The sequence below is a fragment of the Methylobacterium oryzae genome (genome assembly GCF_036441375.1).
Classification (GTDB): domain Bacteria; phylum Pseudomonadota; class Alphaproteobacteria; order Rhizobiales; family Beijerinckiaceae; genus Methylobacterium; species Methylobacterium oryzae_A.
Genome location: NZ_MLCA01000006.1, coordinates 164,491 through 186,510, shown reverse-complemented (window position 1 = coordinate 186,510; position 22,020 = coordinate 164,491). Strand labels below are relative to the sequence as shown.

The 22,020-nt window shown below is 72.1% G+C and carries 21 protein-coding genes and 1 pseudogene; 13 read left to right on the top strand and 9 right to left on the bottom strand.

From position 1 onward, the window contains the following. The first annotated feature begins 8 nt into the window (after positions 1-8). The 7 genes from MOTC310_RS11250 to flbD all read left to right on the top strand — a co-directional run bounded on the left by MOTC310_RS11250 (position 9) and on the right by flbD (position 6,508). Positions 9-695, top strand: a complete 687-nt coding sequence (locus MOTC310_RS11250) for a flagellar hook assembly protein FlgD (RefSeq protein ID WP_331293177.1) — start codon at positions 9-11, stop codon at positions 693-695. Positions 696-786: 91 nt separating this feature from the next. Beyond that, a complete protein-coding gene (gene sciP / locus MOTC310_RS11245) occupies positions 787-1,062 on the top strand; it encodes a CtrA inhibitor SciP (protein WP_007569077.1) in 276 nt (91 codons plus the stop codon). A gap of 369 nt (positions 1,063-1,431) precedes the next feature. Further along, on the top strand, positions 1,432-3,063 hold the full coding sequence (fliF, locus tag MOTC310_RS11240; RefSeq protein WP_331301804.1) for a flagellar basal-body MS-ring/collar protein FliF: 1,632 nt from the start codon (positions 1,432-1,434) through the stop codon (positions 3,061-3,063). A 25-nt stretch (positions 3,064-3,088) separates the two neighbouring features. After that, a complete protein-coding gene (locus tag MOTC310_RS11235) occupies positions 3,089-4,147 on the top strand; it encodes a flagellar motor switch protein FliG (protein WP_331301803.1) in 1,059 nt (352 codons plus the stop codon). Between the two features lie 64 nt (positions 4,148-4,211). Continuing rightward, positions 4,212-4,745, top strand: a complete 534-nt coding sequence (locus MOTC310_RS11230; protein ID WP_331301802.1) for a FliH/SctL family protein — start codon at positions 4,212-4,214, stop codon at positions 4,743-4,745. Positions 4,746-4,755: 10 nt separating this feature from the next. Next, positions 4,756-5,088 carry a flagellar motor switch protein FliN gene (gene fliN, locus MOTC310_RS11225; RefSeq protein ID WP_012321962.1) on the top strand — a complete coding sequence of 111 codons (333 nt, stop codon included), beginning with the start codon at positions 4,756-4,758 and terminating at the stop codon, positions 5,086-5,088. Between the two features lie 58 nt (positions 5,089-5,146). After that, positions 5,147-6,508 carry a sigma-54-dependent transcriptional regulator FlbD gene (gene flbD / locus MOTC310_RS11220; protein WP_331293174.1) on the top strand — a complete coding sequence of 454 codons (1,362 nt, stop codon included), beginning with the start codon at positions 5,147-5,149 and terminating at the stop codon, positions 6,506-6,508. A gap of 175 nt (positions 6,509-6,683) precedes the next feature. Here the strand turns inward: flbD and MOTC310_RS11215 are convergent, their stop codons facing one another. Further along, positions 6,684-6,968: a hypothetical protein gene (locus MOTC310_RS11215; RefSeq protein ID WP_020090837.1), complete on the bottom strand. Its 285-nt coding sequence runs from the start codon at positions 6,966-6,968 to the stop codon at positions 6,684-6,686. A gap of 102 nt (positions 6,969-7,070) precedes the next feature. Continuing rightward, positions 7,071-8,381, bottom strand: coding sequence for a KpsE/RkpR family capsule polysaccharide export protein (locus tag MOTC310_RS11210; RefSeq protein ID WP_331293173.1), 1,311 nt, complete (start codon positions 8,379-8,381; stop codon positions 7,071-7,073). A 191-nt stretch (positions 8,382-8,572) separates the two neighbouring features. On the opposite strand from MOTC310_RS11210, the gene MOTC310_RS11205 reads away from it, so the two are divergent. Genes MOTC310_RS11205 through fliP form a run of 3 tightly spaced genes read left to right on the top strand, consistent with a single transcriptional unit; the run spans position 8,573 to position 10,924 of the window. Then, positions 8,573-9,004 carry a hypothetical protein gene (locus MOTC310_RS11205; protein WP_331301801.1) on the top strand — a complete coding sequence of 144 codons (432 nt, stop codon included), beginning with the start codon at positions 8,573-8,575 and terminating at the stop codon, positions 9,002-9,004. 55 nt (positions 9,005-9,059) lie between these two features. Further along, entirely contained in the window at positions 9,060-10,127 is a 1,068-nt protein-coding gene (locus MOTC310_RS11200; protein ID WP_331301800.1) for a flippase-like domain-containing protein, read from the top strand. A gap of 14 nt (positions 10,128-10,141) precedes the next feature. Beyond that, positions 10,142-10,924, top strand: a complete 783-nt coding sequence (gene fliP, locus MOTC310_RS11195; protein WP_419539889.1) for a flagellar type III secretion system pore protein FliP — start codon at positions 10,142-10,144, stop codon at positions 10,922-10,924. 19 nt (positions 10,925-10,943) lie between these two features. On the opposite strand, the gene MOTC310_RS11190 is transcribed toward fliP, so the two are convergent. The 4 genes from MOTC310_RS11190 to MOTC310_RS11175 form a co-directional block, all read right to left on the bottom strand. Then, positions 10,944-11,423, bottom strand: a complete 480-nt coding sequence (locus MOTC310_RS11190) for an AAA family ATPase (RefSeq protein WP_331301799.1) — start codon at positions 11,421-11,423, stop codon at positions 10,944-10,946. After that, positions 11,420-14,776 carry a hypothetical protein gene (locus MOTC310_RS11185; protein WP_331301798.1) on the bottom strand — a complete coding sequence of 1,119 codons (3,357 nt, stop codon included), beginning with the start codon at positions 14,774-14,776 and terminating at the stop codon, positions 11,420-11,422. The genes MOTC310_RS11190 and MOTC310_RS11185 overlap by 4 nt, the downstream gene beginning before the upstream one ends. Before the next feature lie 137 nt (positions 14,777-14,913). Next, on the bottom strand, positions 14,914-15,621 hold the full coding sequence (locus MOTC310_RS11180) for an invasion associated locus B family protein (protein WP_331301797.1): 708 nt from the start codon (positions 15,619-15,621) through the stop codon (positions 14,914-14,916). 99 nt (positions 15,622-15,720) lie between these two features. After that, positions 15,721-15,897 (bottom strand): hypothetical protein, encoded by a 177-nt coding sequence (locus MOTC310_RS11175; RefSeq protein WP_331293167.1) that lies wholly within the window; start codon positions 15,895-15,897, stop codon positions 15,721-15,723. A 376-nt stretch (positions 15,898-16,273) separates the two neighbouring features. Here MOTC310_RS11175 and MOTC310_RS11170 point away from each other — a divergent pair, with 376 nt between their 5' ends. Further along, positions 16,274-17,719, top strand: coding sequence for a homospermidine synthase (locus MOTC310_RS11170; protein WP_331301796.1), 1,446 nt, complete (start codon positions 16,274-16,276; stop codon positions 17,717-17,719). A gap of 227 nt (positions 17,720-17,946) precedes the next feature. Here MOTC310_RS11170 and MOTC310_RS11165 read toward each other — a convergent pair whose 3' ends face one another. The 3 genes from MOTC310_RS11165 to MOTC310_RS11155 all read right to left on the bottom strand — a co-directional run bounded on the left by MOTC310_RS11165 (position 17,947) and on the right by MOTC310_RS11155 (position 20,471). Next, entirely contained in the window at positions 17,947-18,840 is an 894-nt protein-coding gene (locus MOTC310_RS11165) for a transporter (protein ID WP_331301795.1), read from the bottom strand. A gap of 141 nt (positions 18,841-18,981) precedes the next feature. Beyond that, positions 18,982-19,833: a metallophosphoesterase gene (locus MOTC310_RS11160; protein WP_331301794.1), complete on the bottom strand. Its 852-nt coding sequence runs from the start codon at positions 19,831-19,833 to the stop codon at positions 18,982-18,984. A 32-nt stretch (positions 19,834-19,865) separates the two neighbouring features. Then, positions 19,866-20,471 carry a cation efflux transmembrane domain-containing protein gene (locus MOTC310_RS11155; protein WP_331301793.1) on the bottom strand — a complete coding sequence of 202 codons (606 nt, stop codon included), beginning with the start codon at positions 20,469-20,471 and terminating at the stop codon, positions 19,866-19,868. Positions 20,472-20,660: 189 nt separating this feature from the next. On the opposite strand from MOTC310_RS11155, the gene croR reads away from it, so the two are divergent. Both croR and MOTC310_RS11145 read left to right on the top strand, forming a co-directional pair. Continuing rightward, positions 20,661-21,134 (top strand): 3-hydroxybutyryl-CoA dehydratase, encoded by a 474-nt coding sequence (gene croR, locus MOTC310_RS11150; RefSeq protein ID WP_091775021.1) that lies wholly within the window; start codon positions 20,661-20,663, stop codon positions 21,132-21,134. Between the two features lie 64 nt (positions 21,135-21,198). Beyond that, positions 21,199-21,985, top strand: a pseudogene (locus tag MOTC310_RS11145) (TrmH family RNA methyltransferase). Positions 21,986-22,020: the final 35 nt, after the last annotated feature.

Here is a 22,020-nt window from a genome sequence, read left to right as displayed (position 1 = left end):
AGATCAGCATGACCAGCGGCATATCCAGCCTGACCAGCACGACGAACACGACGGGCTCGTCGACGAGCAGCAGCGGCAACGCCACCGAGATCGCCAGCAACTTCACGCAGTTCCTGACGCTGCTGACCACGCAGCTCAAGAACCAGAACCCCCTCGACCCGATGGATACCAACCAGTTCACGCAGCAGCTGGTGCAGTTCGCCGGCGTCGAGCAGCAGCTCAAGACCAACGACCGCCTCGACAGCATCCTCGGCGCCTCGCAATCGGCGAGCTCGGCCTCGGCCACGAGCTACATCGGGAAGACCGTGACGGCGGACGGCAGCGCCTCCCGGCTGTCCGGCGGCTCCGCATCCTGGACGCTGAACCCGGCCCGGGCCGCCTCGAAGGCGGTGATCACGATCCTGGATTCGAAGAGCAACGTCGTGGCCACGCAGACCACCGCGCTCAGCGCCGGCAGCCAGACCTACACGTGGAACGGCAAGACCTCGGCCGGCCTGACCGCGCCCGACGGGAACTACTCGGTCAAGGTGGCGGCCACGGATGCCACCGGCTCGAGCGTGTCGGTCGACACCAGCCTGACGGGCACCGTGGACGAGGTCGATCTCAGCGGGACGACGCCGGTGCTGATGATCGGCTCGCAGAAAGTGCCGCTGTCCAGCGTGCAGACCATAGGGTTGTCCACAAGTGGCACTTAACGAATCACATCCGAGTGACTCGCTTCAACATCTCTTAAGCGGGCACAAGTACCTTCAATGCTCGACAGGTCAGTCGAGTGTAGAGCGTATCATGACCGAACCGAGCCGCCCGAGAGTGAAGTACGTGATCGGGCCCGACGGCAGCCCCCTGACGATCGCGGACCTTCCGCCCCCGAGCACCCGCCGCTGGGTGATCCGGCGCAAGGCCGAGGTCGTGGCCGCGGTGCGCGGCGGTCTCCTCAGCCTGGAGGAGGCGTGCAAGCGCTACACGCTGACCACCGAGGAATTCCTGAGCTGGCAGTTCTCCATCGACCAGCACGGCCTCGCCGGCCTGCGGACGACCCGGATCCAGCATTACCGTCACTGATACCCGGCGCCCCTGTCGGGCGCCACCGTTCCGGGAGGCCGCAGGCGATCCCGGAACCCGTCAGGACCGTGGGTGCCGAAACGCGGCGCCTCGGCGGCACTGGATCAGGGTCCCGCTTCGCGGCCCCGGACCGACGCGAAGGCCTCCCGCCCGCAGCGACGACCTGAGACGGCGCCGAGGGCCTGGCCCGGTCGAATCCGAGAACCCACGAAGCCGCGCCCGGACCCCGGGCGCGGCTTCGTGCCGTTCCGGTCCCGCCCTCGAGCGCGCCGGACGCCCGGCATTAACGACCCGCTAACCACGACCTGGGCAATTTCTGCCGAGCGCGCCGCCGGGGCCCGCCAGCGTTAGAGTGCAGCGAATCCTCCCGTGAAGCCGGTTCTCGATCTCGTCACGAAGTTCGGACCGGCCCGAATCGCCGCCATGGCGGCGGTGACGCTGACGCTCATCGGCTTCTTCGCCTTCATCATCCTGCGGGTCTCGCGCCCCGATATGGGCGTGCTGTTCTCCGACCTGTCGATGCAGGATTCGGCCGCCGTGGTCCGCGAGTTGGACAGCCGCGGGATCCGCTACGAGACCCGGGGCGATGCCGGGCAGACGATCATGGCGCCCCGCCCGGACCTCGCCAAGCTGCGCATGGACCTCGCCGGCAAGGGGCTGCCGACCCAGGGCGGCGTCGGCTACGAGATCTTCGACAAGGGCGACGCGTTCTCGTCGACCAACTTCGTTCAGAACGTGAACCACCTGCGCGCCCTCGAGGGTGAGCTGGCGCGCTCGATCCGGGCGATCGGCCGGGTCCAGGCGGCCCGTGTCCACCTCGTCCTGCCGGAGCGCCGCCTGTTCGAGCGCGACCGGGAAAGCCCGAGCGCCGCCATCGTGCTGAAACTGATGGGCGACCTCGATGCCGGGCAGGTCCGGGCGATCCGGCACCTCGTGGCCTCCGCGGTGGAGGGTCTCAAGCCTGAACGGATCTCGATCGTCGACGAGCGCGGCCGGCTCCTGGCGGACGGCGCCCGGGACGCCGCGACCGACGCCGCCAGCGGGTTCGAGGACCGGCAGGTCACCCTCGAACGGCGCCTGCGCGGCCAGATCGAGGACGTCGTCGCCGGCATCGTCGGCCCGGGCCGAGCCCGCGTGCAGGTCAACGCCGAGCTCGACCTCAACCGGATCGAGAGCCGCTCCGAGACCTTCGATCCCGAGAGCCGCGTCGTGCGCTCCGCCCAGACCCGCACGGAATCGGCGGTCACGGGCAATGCCGAGGGCCAGGTCAGCGTCGGCAACGAACTGCCCGGCGCCAATGGCGGCGACAAGGCGCCGACGCCCAAGGACGCGACCAACAAGAACGAGGAGACCACGAACTACGAGATCTCCCGAGTCACCAAGACCGAGATCGCCGAGGGCGGGCGAATCAAGCGCCTGTCGGTCGCCGTGGTGCTCGACGGGGTCTACGCCACTGCGCCCGACGGCAAGCAGACCTACAGCCCGCGCACGCCCGCGGAGATCGAGCGGATCACCGCCCTGGTGCGCGGCGCGGTCGGCTTCGACAAGGCCCGCGGCGACCAGATCGAGGTGGTGAACCTGCGCTTCGCGGAAGCGCCGAGCGTGCCGCAATTCACCGAGCCGACGCTGATCGAGTCGCTGCTCGCTCCCACCAAGGAGGACGTTCTGCGCATGGCCGAGCTCGCCGTGCTCGCGCTCCTCACCCTGATCGTCCTGCTCACCGTCGTGCGCCCGCTGGTGCGCCAGATGCTGGCGCCGATGCCGGACGCGCCGGCCCTGGCCGCATCCGGGATGAGCCTGCCCGGTGAGGCCGCCGCGCTCGCGACTCCGGGCGGGACCGTGACGGTCATCGACCGCGACAGCCCGACCGCGCGGTTGATGGAGTTCGCCAAGATCAACGGCCAGGTCCAGGCGGAGACGGTCCAGCGCGTGGTCGACATGGTCCGGGCGAGCCCGTCCGAGACCGTCGAGGTGCTGCGCACCTGGATCCAGGAAGAGTGAAGCGTAGGACGTCGAGGGCAACACGATGGCGGCAGGTGCGGGACAGGGTCTGGCGAACACGCTGGCGACGGCGGGCGGCGATTCCTACGCGGCGATGCCCGGTCCGCAGCGCGCCGCCGCGCTCCTGCTGATGCTCGGCGAGGAGGAAGGCGCGCCGATCTGGCAGATGCTCGAAGAGGAGGAGATCAAGAAGGTCAGCCACGCGATGGTCCAGCTCGGCACGCTGGAGGCGACCACCGTCGAGAAGCTGATCATCGAGTTCGTGACGAAGCTCGGCAACAGCGGCGGCATCTCGTCGAACTTCGAGCGGACCGAGGCGCTGCTCCTCAAGATCTTCCCGAGCGACCAGGTCTCGCTGATCATGGCGGAGATCAAGGGCGCGTCCGGCAAGCGGGTCTGGGCCTCGATCGCCCAGGTGGACCCGGAGATCCTCGCCTCGTTCCTGCGGAACGAGTACCCGCAGACCGTGGCGGTGGTGCTGTCGCGGGTGCGGGCCGACTACGCCGCGAAGGTGCTGACCATCCTGCCCGAGGATTTCGCCATCGACTGCCTCAACCGGATGCTGCGCATGGAGACGGTGCAGAAGGAGGCGCTGCGCCACATCGAGGAGACGCTGCGGGTCGAGTTCGTGTCGACGATCGCCCAGACCCAGCGCCGCGACGCCCACGAGATGATGGCCGACGTGTTCAACGCCTTCGACCGGCAGACGGAGGGCCGCTTCCTCGCCGCCCTCGACCAGGCGAACCGCGGCTCGGCCAAGCGGATCCGGGAGCTGATGTTCACCTTCGAGGACCTGCTGAAGCTCGATCCCGGCAGCGTCCAGACCCTGCTGCGCAGTATCGACAACGAGACCCTGTGCCGCGCGCTGAAGGGCGCCAACGAGCCGACCCGGGCCTTCTTCATGCGGCAGATGTCGACCCGCGCGGCCAAGAACCTCACGGACGAGATGTCCTCGCTCGGGCCGGTCCGCCTCAAGGAGGTCGACGAGGCGCAGGCGAAGATGACCGAGATCGCCAAGGACCTCGCCGAGAAGGGTGAGATCATGATCGCGAAGAACAGCGCCGAGGAGGAGCTGGTCTATTGAGCGCCCAATCCGCCCGGAGCGCCAAGCCGTTCCTGTTCGAGACCGATTTCTCGCCGGCTACGAGGTGCCGGTCCACGCCGACATCCCGCACCAGGAGGTGATCTTCCTCGACGAGGTCGACCCGATGTCCTCGCCCATGAAGGCGAAGGGCGTGGGCGAGCTCGGCATCTCGGGAGTTGGCGCCGCGGTGGCGCTCGCCGCCGCGGGCCTGATCGCCCAGGCCGACGCCCGCGACGCCGAGCGCGAGGCGCAGGCGGTCGAGGTGGCCATGCTGATCGCCCGCAAGGTCGCGGGCGACGCCCTCGACGCCGCCCCCCTCGCCGGCATCGGCGAGGCCGCCCGGACGGCGCTCCAGCACCTGCGCGGCGTGCCGCACCTGGTGGTGCGGGTGCACGACAGCCTCGTCGAGGAGGCCGAGACCCTGGTGAAGCGCCTCGCCCGCGAGCGCGGCTACGAGGGCCGTCTCGTCGTCCTCGGCGACCCCGACATGGCGGCGGGCGACGCCCGCATCGAGTGGGCGGACGGCGGCATCGTGCGGGAGCGCGCCCGCATCGAGGCGGCGGTGCTCGACGCCCTCGGCCTGCCGACGAGCCCGTGAGGAGATCCTGATGTCCGACGATTTCAGCCTGCCCCAGCTCGGCGAGCACGACACCGACTACGCGGCGGGCTCGATCCGCGACGCGCCCACCACGCCGAAGACAGCCGCCGACCTCGAGCAGCTCTTCGACGTGCCCGTGATGGTCTCGGCCGTGCTGGGCTCCGCCCGGATGCCGATCGGCGACCTGCTCCGGCTGGCGCCCGGCGCGGTGCTGGAGCTCGACCGGAAGGTCGGCGAGGCGATCGACGTGTTCGTCAACAACCGGCTGGTCGCCCGCGGCGAGGTCGTCCTCGTCGAGGACCGGCTCGGCGTGACGATGACCGAGATCGTCAAGGGCGAGTGATTTCTCGGCGCGGACGCCGGGGGGCTGTCCGCGCCACGGGTTTTGAGAGGAACGAACCATGCGGCTCCTGATGATCGGGCGGCTCAACGGCGAGTTGATCACCGCCTCGAAGATCGCCATGCAGCGCGGCGCCGCCGTGACGCAGGCCGACGCCGTGCCGCAGGGCCTCACCGTCCTGCGCGCCCGCGGCGCCGATCTCATCATGATCGACGTCGGGCTGCCGATCCGGGAGCTCGTCACCGCGCTGGAGGGTGAGCGGATCCGCACCCCGGTGGTCGCCTGCGGCGTCTCGGCGGACGCCTCGGCCGCCGTCGCGGCGATCCGGGCCGGCGCCAAGGAGTACATCCCGCTCCCGCCCGATCCCGAGATGATCGCGGCGGTGCTGGAGGCGGTCGCCACCGACCGCGCCGCCTTCGTCTGGCGCGACCCGTCGATGGAGCGGGTGGTCAAGCTCGCCGAGCAGGTCGCCCGCTCCGAGGCATCGGTGCTGATCACCGGCGAGAGCGGCACCGGCAAGGAGGTGCTGGCCCGTCACGTCCACCAGAAATCCAACCGGGCGAACAAGCCCTTCGTGTCGGTGAACTGCGCGGCGATCCCCGAGGCCCTGCTCGAGTCCGAGCTGTTCGGCCACGAGAAGGGCGCGTTCACCGGCGCGGTCGCCCGGCGCATCGGCCGGTTCGAGGAGGCCAACGGCGGCACGCTGCTCCTCGACGAGATCTCCGAGATGGACGTGCGCCTGCAGGCCAAGCTCCTGCGGGCCCTGCAGGAGCGGGTGATCGACCGGGTCGGCGGCTCCGCGCCGGTGCGGGTCGACATCCGCGTGCTCGCCACCTCGAACCGCAACCTCGCCGAGGAGGTCCGCAAGGGCACGTTCCGCGAGGACCTGCTCTACCGGCTCAACGTCGTCGGCCTGCGGCTGCCGCCGCTGCGCGAGCGCCCGGCCGACATCATCGAACTCGCCACCCATTTCGCCCGGAAATACGCCGCGGTGAACGGGATGCCGGTCCGCCCGCTCTCCGCGGAAGCGAGGGCGCTCGTGCTGCGGAACCCGTGGCGCGGCAACGTGCGCGAGTTGGAGAACACCCTGCACCGGGCGGTGCTGCTCGCCTCGGGCGACGCGATCGGCCCGGAGGCGATCCTCTCGCCCGAAGGCGAGACCTTCGCGGCCGAGGGACCGGCCGCGCGCGCCGCGCAGGTCGCCGAGGCCGCCACGCGCGGGCTGGTCGGCCGGACCGTGGCGCAGGTCGAGTGCGACCTGATCCTCGACACGCTGGACCATTGCCTCGGCAACCGGACGCACGCGGCCAAGATCCTCGGCATCTCGATCCGGACCCTGCGCAACAAGCTCAACGAGTACGTCTCGGCGGGCCTCGACGTGGCCGAGCCCGGCAGCGTCCGGGCGAGCGTCGCCTGCGGCTGACGCGCGCTTCCGCGGAGCCGCCGCCCAGCGGCTTCACCCCGGCGTTCCGGGACGGCGCGGCGGAGCCCGGGCGACGCGCCGGTACCGGGCGCCGACGGCGGCCGACGGGACACGTCACGGATCGGAAGGGTCGGGCGCACCCGTGCCGTGACGGGGACGGACCGGGAGCGGGGCCCTAGCGCCGCCCGCTCTGGGCCGCCTTGTGGGCTTCGGCCTGGGCCGCGAAGGCGGCGTCGAGCTTGCGCAGGGATTCGTAGCGGGCGACGTCGCCCTCGACGTCGCGGATCGTCTCCTCGACGAGGTGGCGCTGGAGGGCGACCCGCGGATCGTCCGGCGGGAACGCCTCCCGCTCCTGAAGCCGGAGCACCGCCTGCCGCACGACCGTGTAGACCGCCTCGCGCTCCTCACGGGTCATCGACGGCTGGATCGCCTTCGCGACGAGATCGGAGAAATCCGACATGGACCGTTAGACTTCGCTCATCCAGGGGCGCCCGGTTCGCCGGGCCGCCTCCCTCTACAGATCGCGCAGCCCGGGATCCAGATCCCGGTGCTGCGGTCGCCGCTACATCCTCTGGTCGCGGATGCCGGCGAGCAGCAGCGCCGACGAACTCCAGATCACCAGGAAGCAGAAGAACGACACCAGGAGGGAGTGGCCCCGCTCGGGATAGAGGCTGTCGGTCGGCAGGACCGGCGGCACGAAGGTGGCCAGGAAGATGTGCTGCTTGCTCGCCGAGATGCGCGCGCGGTCGAGCAGGCTGTGGGCCGATTCCTCGAGCTTTTCGGCGATGGTCCGCTCGACCAGCAGGCCCTCGTACTGGAGGAGCGCCTCGGTCATGTTCTGGCCGCCGGCGGCGGCGTTGGCGCTCGTCAGCTCGTCCTGGAGCGCCTTCATCTGCTGGTCGATGGCCGCGATGTTGGCCACCAGCGTCTGGATCGAGCGCGAGCGCTCGTCGAGATTGGAGCTGCGCAGGACCTGCAGGTCGTTCTCGGCCTTCAGCTTGTCCTTCCGCAGGAGGGTCAGCGTGGTCAGCGTGCCCTCGGCGGTCTTGATCGGATCGATCACCCCCCACTGATTCCGGAACGCCTGCAGCGCCACGTGCGCCTTGCTCAACCGATCCTGCGCGACCTTCGCGTCGGCCTCGGCCTGCGAGACCATGTCGGCCTGCGCGCGCTTGGAGATGTCGTTGATCAGCGCCTCGGAGCGCGACACCACCGCCTGCGCGATGGTCAGGGCGTCCTCGGGCGTGAAGGCGCGCACAGACAGGCGAATCACGCCCGAGATCGAGTCGATATGCGCTTCGACGTGCTTGCGCCAGTACTTGGTCAGGTCCTCGATCGGGTCACTGGGGTCGAAGCGCGTCCAGAAATCCGCCTCGGAGCGGGAGAACATCTTGGAGATCCCGATGCTCTTCTCGAGCGCTTCGACCAGTGTCTGGCTGTTGATGTAGTCGCGGACGATGAAGCTGTCCTGGCTGTTATGCTTTTGAATCAGGTTCGTGTACTGGCCGAGCGAGATGTTCTCCATCGGCTCGACATTGCCGCGAACCGCGAACTGGGCTTCCGCGATGTACTGGTTCGACGCGAAGGCGAACAGGTAGAGCCCGACCACGAGGGTCGGCAGGAGGACGAACAGGCCGACGCGGCGGATGATCCGCGCGCCGTAGGTCGAGGTGTCCTCCTCGCGGGGGCGCAGGCCCGGCAGACGGCTCCAGTCCAGACGCTGCCGCACCGTGGCCACGAGGGCGCGCGCGCTGCGCTTCTCCGGCACCGGCCGGATCGTCTCCGCGCTCCGCCGCAGCTCCGTCATGGTCGGAGCGGCGAACGTCACGATCTCGCCTTCGCGCGTGTCGTCCTTGACGTCGTCGAAGCTCATCCGCTCATTGTTCCTGGGTCTGCGCCGGTTCCGCTGCCGCGGCGCCGGCCGAGGGGCGGCCCGTGCGCGGTTACGGGAATCCCGTTCTTTTAGGCCCTTTTTATGGCACCCGGTCCGGCCGCCCGCCGTCTGCTGCACCGCGGCGACGGGCGCCGTAGCCCTGGCCGGGTATCGCGTCCTACAGTCTCCGAATGATGACAGAACCGCGTGTCACGGCCCTGGATGGCCGCCCGGCCGGCCGCTCGGCCAAGACCAAGCTCTCCGAGATCGTCGTCGTCTGCTCGAAATGCGCCAAGCGGCAGGGCCTCCGAGGGCGGGACCTCCGCGCGCTGCTGAAGAAGGCCGGGAAGCGGGCCGCCCGCGACGGGGGATCCGGACGCCGGCAGAAGCTCTGCATCGTGGAATCGGGCTGCCTCGGTCCCTGTCCGAAGCGGGCCGTGGCGGTCGCCACCGGGGCGAGCCTGGCCGCGGGCCGGGTCGTCCTGCTCGATCCCGCCGCCGAGCCGGCCGAGGCGCTCGCCGCGGTGCTCAATCCGGTCCTGCCGCGTCGTGCGGTCCCCGAATTCGGCCCCAATACCGCACTAGCGGCGATACGACCCGACGAATCGCCGCCGGTCCGCTGATCGGCACAACCTGGAGCGCGCTCTTGCCCGCCTCTCGACGCGAGGCCCGCACACCGTGACCGGCGACCGTGTTTCCCGGAAGCGGCGGGCGGCCCACGCCGTGCTGCGTCGCCTGCCGCTGTTCGGCACCCTGATCGGCCTCGGCCTCGCCGTCTGGCTCGTGGCGACCAACGATCTCGCCGCGGTGGCGGCGGCCTTCGGGCGGATCGGCGTGGCGGGCTTCGCCGGCGTCACGCTGGTGCGGATCCTGGTCATCCTGCTCTGCGGGCTCGCCTGGGCCCGCATCCTCGACGGTCTGGCGCCCGCGACGGCTCCGGCCTGCCTGATCCTCCGCTTCGTCCGCGAAGGCATCAACGTGCTTCTGCCCGTCGCCTCGGTGGGCGGGGACGTTCTGGGCGCCCGCCTCCTCACCTTCTGGGGTGTCGCCGGCTCCCTGGCGGCCGCCTCCGTCCTGGCCGACATGCTGTTCCAGGTCGGAACGCTCGCCCTCTTCGCCGGTCTCGGCGCGGGCCTCCTGAGCCGGGTCGAGGGCGCCGAGGCGGCCGCGCTCGCCAGCTGGACGCTGCGGACGCTCGTCGTGGCCGGGCTGGCGGTGGCGGCGTTCTTCGCCCTCCAGCGGACCGGCATCGTGCGGGTGATCGAGGATCGCCTCGCCGCCCTCGGCCGGCGCTTCGTGCGCGAGGCCGAGGCGCGCCCCGAGCCCAACCGCAGGATCCAGGGCGCCCTGGACACGGTCTGGGCGCCGGGCCGCCGGGGTCATCTCGCCCAGTCCTTCGCCCTCCACGCCCTGGCCTGGCTTCTCGGCACGGCCGAGGTCGCGGTCGTCCTCACCTGCATCGGCGTCGACCGTGTCGGCTGGGCCGACATCCTGGTGATCGAGGCACTGAGCCAGGCGATCAAGGCCGCCGCCTTCCTCGTCCCGAGCGGGCTGGGCGTCCAGGAAGGCGGGCTCGTGCTGGTCTGCGGCCTGTTCGGCATCGATGCGGGGACCGCCCTCGCCCTGTCGCTCGCGCGCCGCGTGCCCGACGTGGTGCTCGGCCTGCCGGCCCTGCTCGTCTGGCAGAACCTCGAGGCCCGCCGCGCCGGCGTCCGCCCGGCCACACCCAGCTGCGACCGACCGTGACCCGAGACCTCCCCGTGCCGACACGCCCGTCGCGCCAGACGCGCAAGGTCCCGAAGCCGCGCCCGCGGCCGCTCGCGCTCGCCGCACTGGGCGCCCTGGCGGGCGGCCTGCTCGCCGCCGGGCCGGCCCTCGCGCAGAGCGTCACCCTCGATCTCGGCGCCGGCGGCACCACCGAGCGCGCCCTCCAGCTCGTGGCGCTGATCACCGTCCTGGCGGTGGCCCCCTCGGTGCTGGTGATGGCCACGGCCTTCACCCGCATCGTCGTGGTGCTGTCGATCCTGCGGTCGGCGCTGGGCACCCAGACGGCGCCGCCGACCGCGGTGCTCGTCAGCCTCGCGCTGTTCCTGACCGCCTTCGTGATGGCCCCGACCGGCCGCGCCGCCTACAGCACCGGCATCGAGCCGCTGATCGCCGGTCGGATCACCCAGGCGCAGGCGTTCGAGCGCGCCTCGGCGCCGTTCAAGACCTTCATGCTGCGCAACGTGCGCGAGAAGGACCTGAAGCTGTTCCTCGACCTCGCCAAGGTGCCGACGCCGAAGGGCCCCGAGGATGTCGGCCTGGAGATCGTGACACCGGCCTTCATGATCTCGGAACTGCGCCGCGCCTTCGAGATCGGCTTCCTGCTGTTCATCCCGTTCCTGATCATCGACCTCGTGGTCGCCTCGGTGCTGATGGCCGTCGGCATGATGATGGTCCCGCCGGCCACGGTCGCGCTGCCGTTCAAGCTGATCTTCTTCGTGCTGGTCGACGGCTGGACCCTGGTCGCCGGCTCCCTCGTCCAGAGCTACGGCGGGTGACGGCGGCCGTGCCGGGCCGTCAGCCGGCGCGGGAGGTCGCGCCGACGATCCGGACCGCCGCGAAGCCCTCCGCGCGCGACGGCGGCTCGAACAGGCGGTCGACCGAGCGGATGCTGGCTTCGGGAACCTGCCGGTCGGAGGCGCGCCGCCTGTTCCGCTCGAGGGCGACCGCGAGCGGTGCGCGGATCCAGACCGCCTCGGCGGCGACGCCGCAGGCTCGCGCGATGGCGAGGATCGGCGCTCGGTGCCGCCGGCCGGGCAAGGCGGCGTCGAAGTAGACGCGGCCGAGCCGGGGCCGTTGCCGGGCGATCCAGGTGGACTTGCCGGCCCCCTGCAGCCCGCACACGACCACGAGCCGCTCGACCGAGTCCGCGGCGAGCGCCGCGCGCAGCGCCGCGAGGGCCAGCCGCCACGCCTCGGCGTTCCGTTCGGGCGTCCAGACGCGGCCGCGCTCGGTCTCGAGGAAGGCGTCCGGGTCGATGACGACCGCCGCGCTCACCCGGGGGGCGCACCAGACGTCTCGGCGCTGCTCTGCTGCTGGCCGCCCTGCGCACCGTCGGCGGGGGCCTCGGGCCGGCCGCGATCGGGCGCGGCGGCATCCGGGTACCGCTTGCGATACTCGGCCAGGAAGGCCGACAGCGTCTGGACCCTCGTGGCGCGCGCCGCGATGTCCCGGAAGCCCGGCGCCCGGGTCGGGTCGGTGCCGGTCAGCAGCGCGAAGGTGCGGGCATCCGGGCTCGCCGCCATGCCCTCGGAGAACTTGGCCTTGAGCCGCTCCAGGCCAATGACCTCGTGCGCGAGATCGTAGGCGATCGCGGCGCGCACGATGTCGGCGCGCGCCTGATCGTCCAGCGGCTGGCCGGACTGCCACGAATCGCCCAGCAGCGCCTCGTGGGCCTCCCCGGCCTCGCGCCAGCGGCGCGCGCGCCAGTAGATGTCGGCGCGCAGACGCTCGATATCCGGGCCGCTCTCGTCCTCGATCGTCTCCAGCGCGAGGTCGGTGCGGGTCAGGTCCGACAGGGCCCTGGCGCGGATCAGCCCGCGGGCGCGCTTGAGCTCGCCCGGAAGCTCGGGCAGCTCGGTCGCGTCGAGGACCTTCAAGGCCTCCATGGGCTTGTCGTCCATCAGCCGGACCGTCGCGAGCCGCGCCGCCACCGAGGACCGCGCCGGGCCGGTGAGGCGGTTGTCGATCTGGTACTGCAGCAGGTCGGCGGCCGGATCGAGGAGGTCGAGGGTCACGAGGCGGTCGGCCAGGCGGCGCACCACCTCGTCGCCGCGCCGCCCGATCGGGTTCATCTCACGGAAATCGAAGAACAGCGCCACGGCCTCGACCCCGGGCAGCTTATCGCCTTTGTCGGTGAGGTAGAGGTTCTCGAAGGCCGTCTGCGCCTCGCGCGCCAGGGCCGCCGTCCCGGGGGCGTCGGGCGCGGAGGCGTTGGCGCGGCGCACCGCCGTGAAGGCGTCGCGCCACCGGCCGGCGGCGAGATAGAGGCGGGCGAGACCGGCGGTGATGCCATCCTCGATCGGGCCGCCGTGCCAGGTCAGAGCGAGCCGCTCCAGCCGCTCGATGGCGGCGTCGGGGGCCAGCTTGCCGGAGGCCTGGGCCAGGAGCGCGCCCCTCAGGGCGGCCTCGACCGAGACCGGGCGCACGGCCGACGCGTCGAGCCGGGCATAGGCGTCCAGGGCCGCCTCGGTCTGGCCGGTGGCCTCGGCCACGCGGGCGCGGACCAGGGCCAGCCGATCGCGGATCCAAGGTGGCAAGTCGCGCTCAGCCTCGGCGCGGGCGGCAGCGGTCTCGGCATCGCCGTTCTCGATCGCCGATTCGGCGGCCCGCGCCCGGATCAGCTGCGCGACATCCGCCGGATAGCCGTCGGCCAGCGGCAGCACCTTGAGGAAGCCCGTCTCGGCCGTCTTCCAGTCGCCTGCCCCGGCCGCCGCCATCGCCCGCCACAGGGCGGCCTCGCGATCATCGGTCAGGAGCGGGACGCTGAGGGCCTTCAGCGCCTCGGCATTCCGGCCGATCCGCACCAGGGCGATGCCCCGCAGGAGGGCGGTCTCGCGCTGCGTGGCCAGGAGCGGATCGTCGGCGGCCGCGATCTCGAGCGCGGTGAGGCCCTCGTAATCGAGGCCGTTGGCGAGATCCGCGCGCGCCAGCGCGAAGCGGGCGGGCCCGCGCTCGGACGGCGTCGCCGCCACGGCCGCATCGAAGAGGCCGCGCAGGGTCGCGCGGACATTCCCCATCCGGGCGCGCTCCCAGGGCTCCTTCGCGATCGCGAGGGCCCCCGCGTCGGTGAGCGCCACATCCGGCTTGCGCGCCGCCATCGAGGCGGCGAGGCCGCCCTCGCGGCCGATCGAGACGCCCTCGAGTTCGGGCCGCACCGCGAGGTCGTCGGCGCCGGCGAGCACCGCGAGGCCGTGCCGGCTCGGCAGGATCTCGAAATCGACGAAGCGACGGTTCTTCGGATTGCCGACGGGGCGCTGCGCGGCCGACGTGACCACCGCGATCCGCTCGCCGTCGAGGGCGAGCCACGTCGTCGATCCGGGACGCGGCAGCGACAGGGTGACGGCGATGCGGCCGGACGGGTCCGGCTTGCGGACGGGGTCGATCGTGTCGCTCGGGCTCAGCGTGCCGCCCGCCGAGAGTTCCCAGGCCATGCCGGTGCCGGTGGTGACGGCGTTGAGGTCGACGAGGCGGCCGGGTGGGACCGGGAACCGCATGACCGTGAGCGGGCCCGTCCGCGTGGGCGCACCCGTCGGCGCGAGGCCCTGGCTCGACGGCGGAACGACCACCGGCTCGGCGGTCTCGAAGGCCAGCGTCGCGACGCCGCCGCGCTCGAACAGGACCGCCGGCGGAAGCGTCTGGAACGGGAAGAGCAGGCCGCCGCCGGCGCGGCGCGTCGGCGGGGGCTCGGGGGGGCTGGGCGCGACCACCGGCGCCGGGGCGGGGCGCGGCGCGACCGGCGGCGACGGGGCCGGCTTCGCGGCGGCCGGACCCGGCACGTCCACGGTAGCCGTGACCGGCTCGGGCGGCTTGCGGCGGACCACGTCCACGAACATGGCACCGTCCTCGCGCTCGGTGCCGATCGTGAACCCGTCCTCGGGCGTGATCAGGAGGCTCGCCGAATTCGCGTCTGTCTCCGTCGCCAGCTTGGCGATCCCGGGGCGCGGACGGCCGCGGGTGCCGCCCGCATCGATGGTCCAGGCGCCGATCACCCGCACCCGCGTCACGGGGCCCTCGGCGGTCACCGTCGAGACGGCCTCCGCGGGGAGGCGCAGCGACAGCCGCGTCAGGGTCGGAAGGAGCGACAGCTCGAGCGACAGCGGCCGGCGCACCGGTTCCGGCGTGCGCGCCCTGAGCGCCTCCTCGGCGACCCGGGCCCGACGGGCGAGCTCGGCAACCACCTCGGGCGGCAGGGGCGGCACGAGGCCGGACCACCCTTCCGGAAGCAGGTCCACGAACACGCGCTCGCCGGCCGACTGGACGTTGACCCGGAAGGGACGCTGGAGGGCGAGGCGGAGCCCCGTGCCGTCGGGATCGCGGCGGACGCTGGCGATGAAGGCCGGCATCTCGTCCACGAGATGCTCGGGCGCGGGCGCGACCCGCTCGCCGTAAGCGACGAGCAGCACGCCGCCGGCGAGCTTGGCCCGGACCGAGACCGGCTTGTCGAAGGTGAGCTCGATCCGGCCGTAGCCACCGGCGCCGGTGCCCGCCTCGCTGCCCTTCATGCTGACGAGGCGTGCGGCCAGCGCCGGAGCGAGCCCCGCCAGAAAGGCGAGCAGCGCCAGCGACGCGGTCAGCAGCCGTGCGCCACGTCCTCGACCGACCCGGGGTCGCCCGCCCACCGATCTCATCGCCTCGCCGATCCGAACCCGGCGCGCGGCGCCGGAGGGGCCGCGGCGCGCGGCACCACATCTCGGCGGGATCCTGATCCACCGCGACTAACGCTGGCTTAACCGTAACCGGAAAAGGCCGCGGGCCGCGGCGCGGCTCAGCCGCTGAGGGCGACGGCCCGGTCGAAGGCCTGCGAGAAGCCCGTCAGCGGCACCGTGACGGTGGCCGGCTCGGTGCCGCCCGCCTTCTCACCGGTCACGGTGAGCGCCTTGGCGGTGCGCATGCCGTCGAGGGCGAGCGTCGGGAAGCTGATGGCCACGATGCAGCCCTCGGCGCTGCAGGTCGTGTAGGGCGCCCCCTTGCCGAGAGTCTGCTCGTCGAGCTTGAAGGTCACGCCCGGCTCGATGGCGAGGCCGAAGGGCATCAGCACGATCCCCTCGGATCGGCCGTTGGCGGGGGTCTGCAGCTCGAAGCCGAACTTGCGCCGGCCGGTCCGCGAGTCGCCCTGCGCCTGAGCCACGATGCAGGTGACCTTGTCGCTCGGGCGCGTGCAGGTCATCGTCCAGTCGCCGTAGCTCTCGCTGACGGTGCTGGCCCCGGCAGGCCACTCGGCATGCGCCGGCGCGGCCGCAGGGCGGGCGGCCTCCTCGGGCTTCGCCGCCTCGGCGGGCTTGGCGGCCTCGGCGGGCTTGGCCGCCTTGTGGGGAGCCGGCTTCGGCCGGGGCTTGGGCCGCGGCTTGGCGGGCGCTTCGGCGGCCGGCGCGGCCTCGGGCTCGGCATCCTGCGCGCGCGCCGCCAGGATCGGGACGGCCGTGAGCGACGTCGCGATCAGGCTGAGACGCAGAAGCGCACGAAATGTCGGCATGGAATCACGATCCCCGGAAGCCATTGAGCGGCAGAGCCGCCTAATGCTCAAGCCGGGGCGACGCAATCGCCCGGGGCAGCGTCGGTGGGTTGCGCCCCCTCAGAGGGGATTCGGGCCGCCGACGGCGCGGGCGAGCGCGCAGCGGCGCGCGAAGGCGGTCTCCGCGCCGCCGCGCAGCGTCCGGGCGACCGCGAAGACGAGGGTCAGGAAGCCGGGATCGCGGTCGGCGGTCTCGACGGCGGGGCCGGGGATCCGGGATGTGATGAGCGCGAGCATGACGGACTCCAATGCGAGGTCCCGGGCGTTTTGAAGCTCCCCAGTTCCCGCGGTCTTCTGAGCGACCTTGCTGCACCGCAATATGAGACCTGCGCCGGAGGCCTGCCACTGACCAGATGTTGGGGGACGCATGCGTCACATTCATGGTTCGGACCGATGTCGAGTAAGGCCAGGTTAACGAAGGGCGGAAAGGGCGCGGTTGACCGGCGACGGGCAAGCCGCCATTGAGCGCGTTTCCGGCGACTCGGACCCTGGACCGCACCGGCACCGCACCGGCGGCGCGGGCCTGTCGCCGCACTGTCACACGCGCGCCATAACCCGCCCGCGAGCCAGATGAGCGGACGCGCCCGGCATCCGCCAGACGAGGATATCCCGCATGACCGATCAGCCGACCCGTCACCCGATCCATGGCCGCATCACCGGCCCCGTCGTGATGATCGGCTTCGGCTCGATCGGCCGGGGCACCCTGCCGCTCATCGAGCGCCACTTCGAGTACGACCGCGCCCGCTTCACCGTGATCGACCCGGTCGACACCCATCGGCCTCTCGCCGAGAAGCACGGCCTGCGGTTCGAGAAGGTGGCCCTGACGCCGGAGAACTACCGCGACGTGCTCACGCCGCTCCTCACCGAGGGCGGCGGCCAGGGCTTCTGCGTGAACCTGTCGGTCGACACCTCCTCGCGCGCCATCATGGAGCTCTGCCGCGAGCTCGGCGCCCTCTACATCGACACCGTGGCCGAGCCCTGGCCGGGCTTCTACTTCGACAAGACCAAGAGCCAGGGCGACCGCACCAACTACGCGCTCCGCGAGAACATCCTCGACGCCCGCGCGCAGAAGCCCGGCGGCACCACGGCGGTGTCGTGCTGCGGCGCCAATCCCGGCATGGTCTCGTGGTTCGTCAAGCAGGCGCTCCTGAACATCGCCCAGGATACCGGCCTGCAGCGGCCCGAGCCGAAGACCAAGGCCGAGTGGGCCGCCCTGATGAAGGATCTGGGCGTGAAGGGCGTCCACATCGCCGAGCGGGACACGCAGCGCGCCAAGACCCCGAAGCCGCGGGGCGTCTTCGTGAACACGTGGTCGGTCGAGGGCTTCGTCTCCGAGGGCAACCAGCCGGCCGAGCTGGGCTGGGGGACGCACGAGACCTGGAAGCCCGCCAACGCCCGCGAGCAGGAGAAGGGGTCGCGCTGCGCGATCTACCTGCTGCAGCCGGGCGCCGACACGCGGGTGCGCACCTGGGTGCCGACCGCGGGGTCGCAGTTCGGCTTCCTCGTCACCCACAACGAGGCGATCTCCATCGCCGACTACTACACGGTGCGCGAGGGCGACAGGCCGGTCTTCCGGCCGACCTGCCACTACGCCTACCACCCGGCCGACGACGCCGTGCTGTCGCTCCATGAGATGTTCGGCAAGGCGGCCCAGGTGCAGGAGCAGCATCACATCCTCGACGAGACCGAGATCGTCGACGGCATCGACGAGCTCGGCGTGCTCGTCTACGGCCACAAGAAGAACGCCTACTGGTACGGCTCGCAGCTCTCCATCGAGGAGACCCGCCGGGTCGCCCCCTACCAGAACGCCACCGGCCTGCAGGTGACCTCGGCGGTGCTCGCCGGCATGGTCTGGGCCCTGGAGAACCCGGAGGCCGGCATCGTCGAGGCCGACGAGATGGACTTCCGCCGCTGCCTGGAGGTCCAGATCCCGTATCTCGGCCCGGTCGTGGGCGTGTACACGGACTGGACGCCGCTCACCGACCGCCCGGGCCTGTTCCCGGAGGACATCGACACCAGCGATCCCTGGCAGTTCCGCAACGTGCTGGTGCACGGCTGAAGGCTCTGCCGCGCCCCGTCAGCCGGGGCGCCGTTTTGCCGCCTGATCGGCAGCGCGATCCTGCGCGAAGGGGGGCCTTCGAGATCCGAAAATCTCGGAGGCCCCTCTCGTACGGGCGTCCTGCCCGGACATAAGGGCCTGGGTTCGACGCGCGGCAGCGTTCCGCAACCCGGACCCGCCGCCTGCGCCGGGGATGACGCCAACCCGGACAGTCTCAGCCGGCTTGGCTACTCGGCCTGCCGCCGCGTCACGAGGGTGCGGCCCGGCTCGACCTCGTTCCTGTCCTGGTACAGCGGCACGATCGCGCGCAGCCAGCCGCGGACCTCGCGGCCGCCGTAATTGCGCTCGACCACGTCGTGCGTGAGGTAGGCCTGCAGGTTCACAGGCCCGAAATTGTAGCCGACGAGACCGCCCACCGCGATCTGGCCCTGCGGACGGTAGCTCGCCACGCCGGTGGGAAGGTCCGTCGACCCGAAGGCCACCGCCCCGATCTGCCAGGAGCCGAATTTCTTCGTCATGGTCAGGTCGAGGTTCATGTAGTCCGGGTAGAGGGTGCCGCTGGGCGAGCGCGTGTCGAGGAAGACGCCGTAGAGCAGGTTCGCCGTCAGATTCCAGCCCTGGCCGGTGTAGCTCAGCGCGAAGCGGTGGCTCAGCGAGGCTGACTGCGTCAGGAACCGCGTCTGGATCGGCAGGTAACCGCCGAACAGGTAGCTGAAGCCGACATCGCCGCCGAGGTCCCAGGCGAGCTGGGCCGCCAGCAGCTGCTGCCCGACGCCGCTCTGGTAGGGCGCCCCCTGACTGCTCGCCGCCGCGATCGGCTGGGTGAAGAAGAACTGGAGGCGGGCGCCCGCGACATCCCAGGGCGTCGCCCACGCGAAGGTCGGCAGGTTGACGTTGGTCGACGAGTCGCGCGGAAGGGTGCCGCGAACGCCGAAGCTGGACAGGTTCACGAAATACAGGCCGACCGGCAGCTGATCGCCCACCGGCAGGCCGACCGTCTGTCCCGGCTGCGCCGCGGACGCCGCCCGCGCGGTCGTCGCCGTCGACGCGGCGGCGATCGGAACCGAGACGGCAAGAGCCGCCGCCGCGACCCAACGTGACGTCAGGCTATATCCGGCCATGGGAACCCCGAACCTGAGCCCCGTCATTCGGGGCCGATCAGGGTTTGACGGGCGTTCACTCCGACGGCATCCCGCCGTTACGGCCAAGCCGTGCGCGATCGCACCGCGTCGACAGCCCGATCTCTTGGCGGGAGGACTAAATCACGGATCCTCGACTTCGACGACGAAGTCGCCCCGGTAGGTCGCGCCCTCGACCGGGTTCGAGATCCAGCGGCAGCGGCCGACCCGCAAGTCGTGGCCGGCGTGGAAATGCCCGGAGATCCAGAGGTCCGGCCGCTCGGCCTCCGCGAGGTCGTCGAGGGCCGTGCTGGCGTAGAAGGCGGGCACCCACCAGGGAACGCCGGGCGCGTCCCGGAACCGATCGGCCGCGAGGGGGCTCGCCGGATGGTGGGTCACCACCACGGTCGGCCCGTCGTGCGGGGTCCGGAGCGCCGCGTGCAGGGCCGCCCGCTCGATCCGGTGTTCCGCCATCGCGTCCGCCGGCAGCCAGGGGCTGCCGTCGGCCTTGCGGATCGAGCCGCGATATTCCCGCGAGCCCGTCACCGGGTCGGTCATGCGGGACGCCGCGTAGGCCACCGGATCGTCGGGCAGGTTCGGCGCGTCCGGTGCGAGCCAGCGCCCGGCGAGGGTCCAGTCGCTCCAGAGGGTGGTGCCGACGAAGCGGACGCCGTCGATGACGCAGCTGCGCGCGCGCTGGAGCAGGTGGATCCGCGCGCCGAGCCCGTTGAGGCGGCCGACCTCGGCCTCGAGGGCGGCGAGCAGCTCCGGCGCGGTCCGCCGATCTCCGGTCGGGGCGTAGCGCTCGTGGTTGCCCGGTACCAGGACGATCGGACGCCCCTGCGCGAGGTGCAGCAGCGCCGCGAGGCCCCGCTCGGGATGCCCCTCATGGAGGTCGCCCGGGCAGGCGAGCAGGTCGAAGGGCTCCGCGGGCGGCGCGATCAGGTCGAGGCGCCGCCGCTCCAGGTGGAGATCCGAGATGGGGAAGATGCGCATGAGGGTCGCTACCGTGTCGCCGCTCGGGGCCGCTATCGCGCCGCTCGGCGCTCGGCCGCGGCCGCCTTGAGGATGTCGGCGGCCGAGTCGGCGTTGAGAATCGCGATCCCGGCCGCCACGACGAGGTCGGGCCAGGGGGATGGGTGGAGCGCGGTCACGAGGCCGGCGGCGATGATCGCCAGGTTGGCGAAGGCGTCGTTGCGCGCCGACAGATAGGCCGCGCGGGTCAGGCTGCCCGAGCCGGAGCGGTGCCGGGCGAGCATGAGCGCGCAGGTGAGGTTGACGGCGAGCGCCCCGAGCCCCGCGAGGGTCAGGGGCAGAGCGGCGGGGGCGGTGAAGTCGGCGATCTTGCCGTAGGCGGCCCAGGCCCCCGCCAGCGCCGGCAGGAGCAGGATCCCCGCCATGGCGGTGCCGAGCCGGGCGCGGTTGCGCGCGCTCCAGCCGAGGCCGGCGAAGATCAGCAGGTTGATCGCCGCGTCCTCGAGAAAATCGAGGCTGTCGGCGATCAGCGCCACCGAACCGATGGCGAGCGCCACCGCGATCTCGATGCCGAAATAGCCGAGGTTGAGCGCCGCCACGCGGGCGACGACCGGACGGAGGGCGGGCGGCGCGGGCCGGGGAGTGTCATCGGCGATCACGGGACGCCTCTTCGCCGACGCGCGCGGCCCTGTCGAGCGGCCGTTGAGAAAAGCCTCTCCGCGGCTCAAGAAAGTTCGAGGCCGTTACGCCTTTGTCCGGGTGGATTCGGCGCCGCGATCGTGCGACGCCGTTGCCGGAGCCGGCCGCACGAGACGAATGACCGGCCGGAACCGGAGGTCTGCCGCGTCATGCTGCCCGAACTGCGCGTGCTCTATTTCGAGGATCTCGAGGTCGGCCTGTCGGAGACCCTGTCCAAGACCATCGCCTCCTCGGACGTGGTCGGCTTTGCCGAGATCACCGGCGACCGCAACCCGATCCACCTGTCCGAGCACTTCGCCGCGCGCACGCCGTTCGGCACCCGCATCGCCCACGGCCTGTACACGGCCGGGCTGATCTCGGCGGTGCTCGGCACGCGGCTGCCCGGACCGGGGGCCGTCTACATCTCCCAGACCCTGAACTTCCGCGCCCCGGTGCGGATCGGCGACGTGGTCGACGTGACCGTCACGGTGGCCGAACTCATGCCCGAGCGGCGGCGCGCGCGCCTCGCCTGCCGGTGCTCCGTCGGCGGCGAGACGGTCCTCGACGGCGAGGCGCTGGTGAAGGTGCCGACCAAGGCCGAGGCGGACCCGCTGGCGAGCCGCACCGAGCGGTCCCAGGGCTGAGGTGACCCCGGTCCCGGAGACCCTCACCGACCCGGACGATCCCCGCCTCGAGCCCTACACCCGGATGCGCGAGCGCGACCTCGTCGGCCGCGCCGGGCGCTTCATCGTCGAGGGCGAGGTGACCCTGCGGCTGCTCCTCGGTCGCCGCGGCCGGTTCCGCGCCGAATCGATCCTGGTCGCGCCCGAGCGCTGGCCGGGCCTCGCCGCCGACGTCGCCGCCTGCCCGGAGCCGCCGCCGGTCTACAGCGCCGGCAAGGCGGTGATGAGCGCGGTGACGGGCTTCCCGATCCACCGCGGGGTCCTGGCCGTCGGCCTGCGCGGCCCGGCGCCCGAGGCGGCCGCCCTCGGCGCCCGAGGCGGCCGCCCTCGTGCCGCCGCCGCCCGCCCCGGCCCTGGTGGTCGGCCTGGCCGGCCTGACCAACCACGACAATGTCGGCGCGGCCTTCCGCAACGCGGCGGCCTTCGGGGCCGACGCGGTGCTCCTCGACGGGGAGAGCTGCGATCCGCTCTACCGCAAGAGCATCCGCGTCTCGGCCGGCGCCGCCCTGATCCAGCCCTTCGCGCGGCTCCCGGACGGGCAGGACTGGCTGCGGCTCGCCGAAACCCTCGACCTTCAGCCGCTGGCCTTCAGCCCGGGGGCGACCGAGACCCTGGACCTGCTCGCCGTCCCGGCGCGGGCGCTGCTGATCCTCGGCACCGAGGGGCCGGGCCTTGACGCGGCGACGCTGGCCCGGGCGCAGCCTATCCGCATCCCCATGGCCGCCGGCTTCGATTCGCTCAACGTCGCCACGGCGGCGGGCATCGCCCTCTACACCATCGCCCGCGGCCAGGGCCGCCTCGGCCGGCCGTGAATCCGCCGCACCGGGCGGCGCGGTCGCGGGCCGAC

Bases quoted from the DNA above. Each gene is read 5' to 3' on its own strand.
- MOTC310_RS11235 (WP_331301803.1), top strand. From the start codon at position 3,089: ATGGCGGCAGGTGCGGGACAGGGTCTGGCGAACACGCTGGCGACGGCG.
- MOTC310_RS11250 (WP_331293177.1), top strand. From the start codon at position 9: ATGACCAGCGGCATATCCAGCCTGACCAGCACGACGAACACGACGGGC.
- MOTC310_RS11185 (WP_331301798.1), bottom strand. From the start codon at position 14,776: ATGAGATCGGTGGGCGGGCGACCCCGGGTCGGTCGAGGACGTGGCGCA.
- MOTC310_RS11175 (WP_331293167.1), bottom strand. From the start codon at position 15,897: ATGCTCGCGCTCATCACATCCCGGATCCCCGGCCCCGCCGTCGAGACC.
- MOTC310_RS11210 (WP_331293173.1), bottom strand. From the start codon at position 8,381: ATGAGCTTCGACGACGTCAAGGACGACACGCGCGAAGGCGAGATCGTG.
- MOTC310_RS11160 (WP_331301794.1), bottom strand. From the start codon at position 19,833: ATGCGCATCTTCCCCATCTCGGATCTCCACCTGGAGCGGCGGCGCCTC.
- flbD (WP_331293174.1), top strand. From the start codon at position 5,147: ATGCGGCTCCTGATGATCGGGCGGCTCAACGGCGAGTTGATCACCGCC.
- MOTC310_RS11170 (WP_331301796.1), top strand. From the start codon at position 16,274: ATGACCGATCAGCCGACCCGTCACCCGATCCATGGCCGCATCACCGGC.
- fliN (WP_012321962.1), top strand. From the start codon at position 4,756: ATGTCCGACGATTTCAGCCTGCCCCAGCTCGGCGAGCACGACACCGAC.
- MOTC310_RS11215 (WP_020090837.1), bottom strand. From the start codon at position 6,968: ATGTCGGATTTCTCCGATCTCGTCGCGAAGGCGATCCAGCCGTCGATG.
- croR (WP_091775021.1), top strand. From the start codon at position 20,661: ATGCTGCCCGAACTGCGCGTGCTCTATTTCGAGGATCTCGAGGTCGGC.
- sciP (WP_007569077.1), top strand. From the start codon at position 787: ATGACCGAACCGAGCCGCCCGAGAGTGAAGTACGTGATCGGGCCCGAC.
- MOTC310_RS11205 (WP_331301801.1), top strand. From the start codon at position 8,573: ATGATGACAGAACCGCGTGTCACGGCCCTGGATGGCCGCCCGGCCGGC.
- MOTC310_RS11180 (WP_331301797.1), bottom strand. From the start codon at position 15,621: ATGCCGACATTTCGTGCGCTTCTGCGTCTCAGCCTGATCGCGACGTCG.
- MOTC310_RS11165 (WP_331301795.1), bottom strand. From the start codon at position 18,840: ATGGCCGGATATAGCCTGACGTCACGTTGGGTCGCGGCGGCGGCTCTT.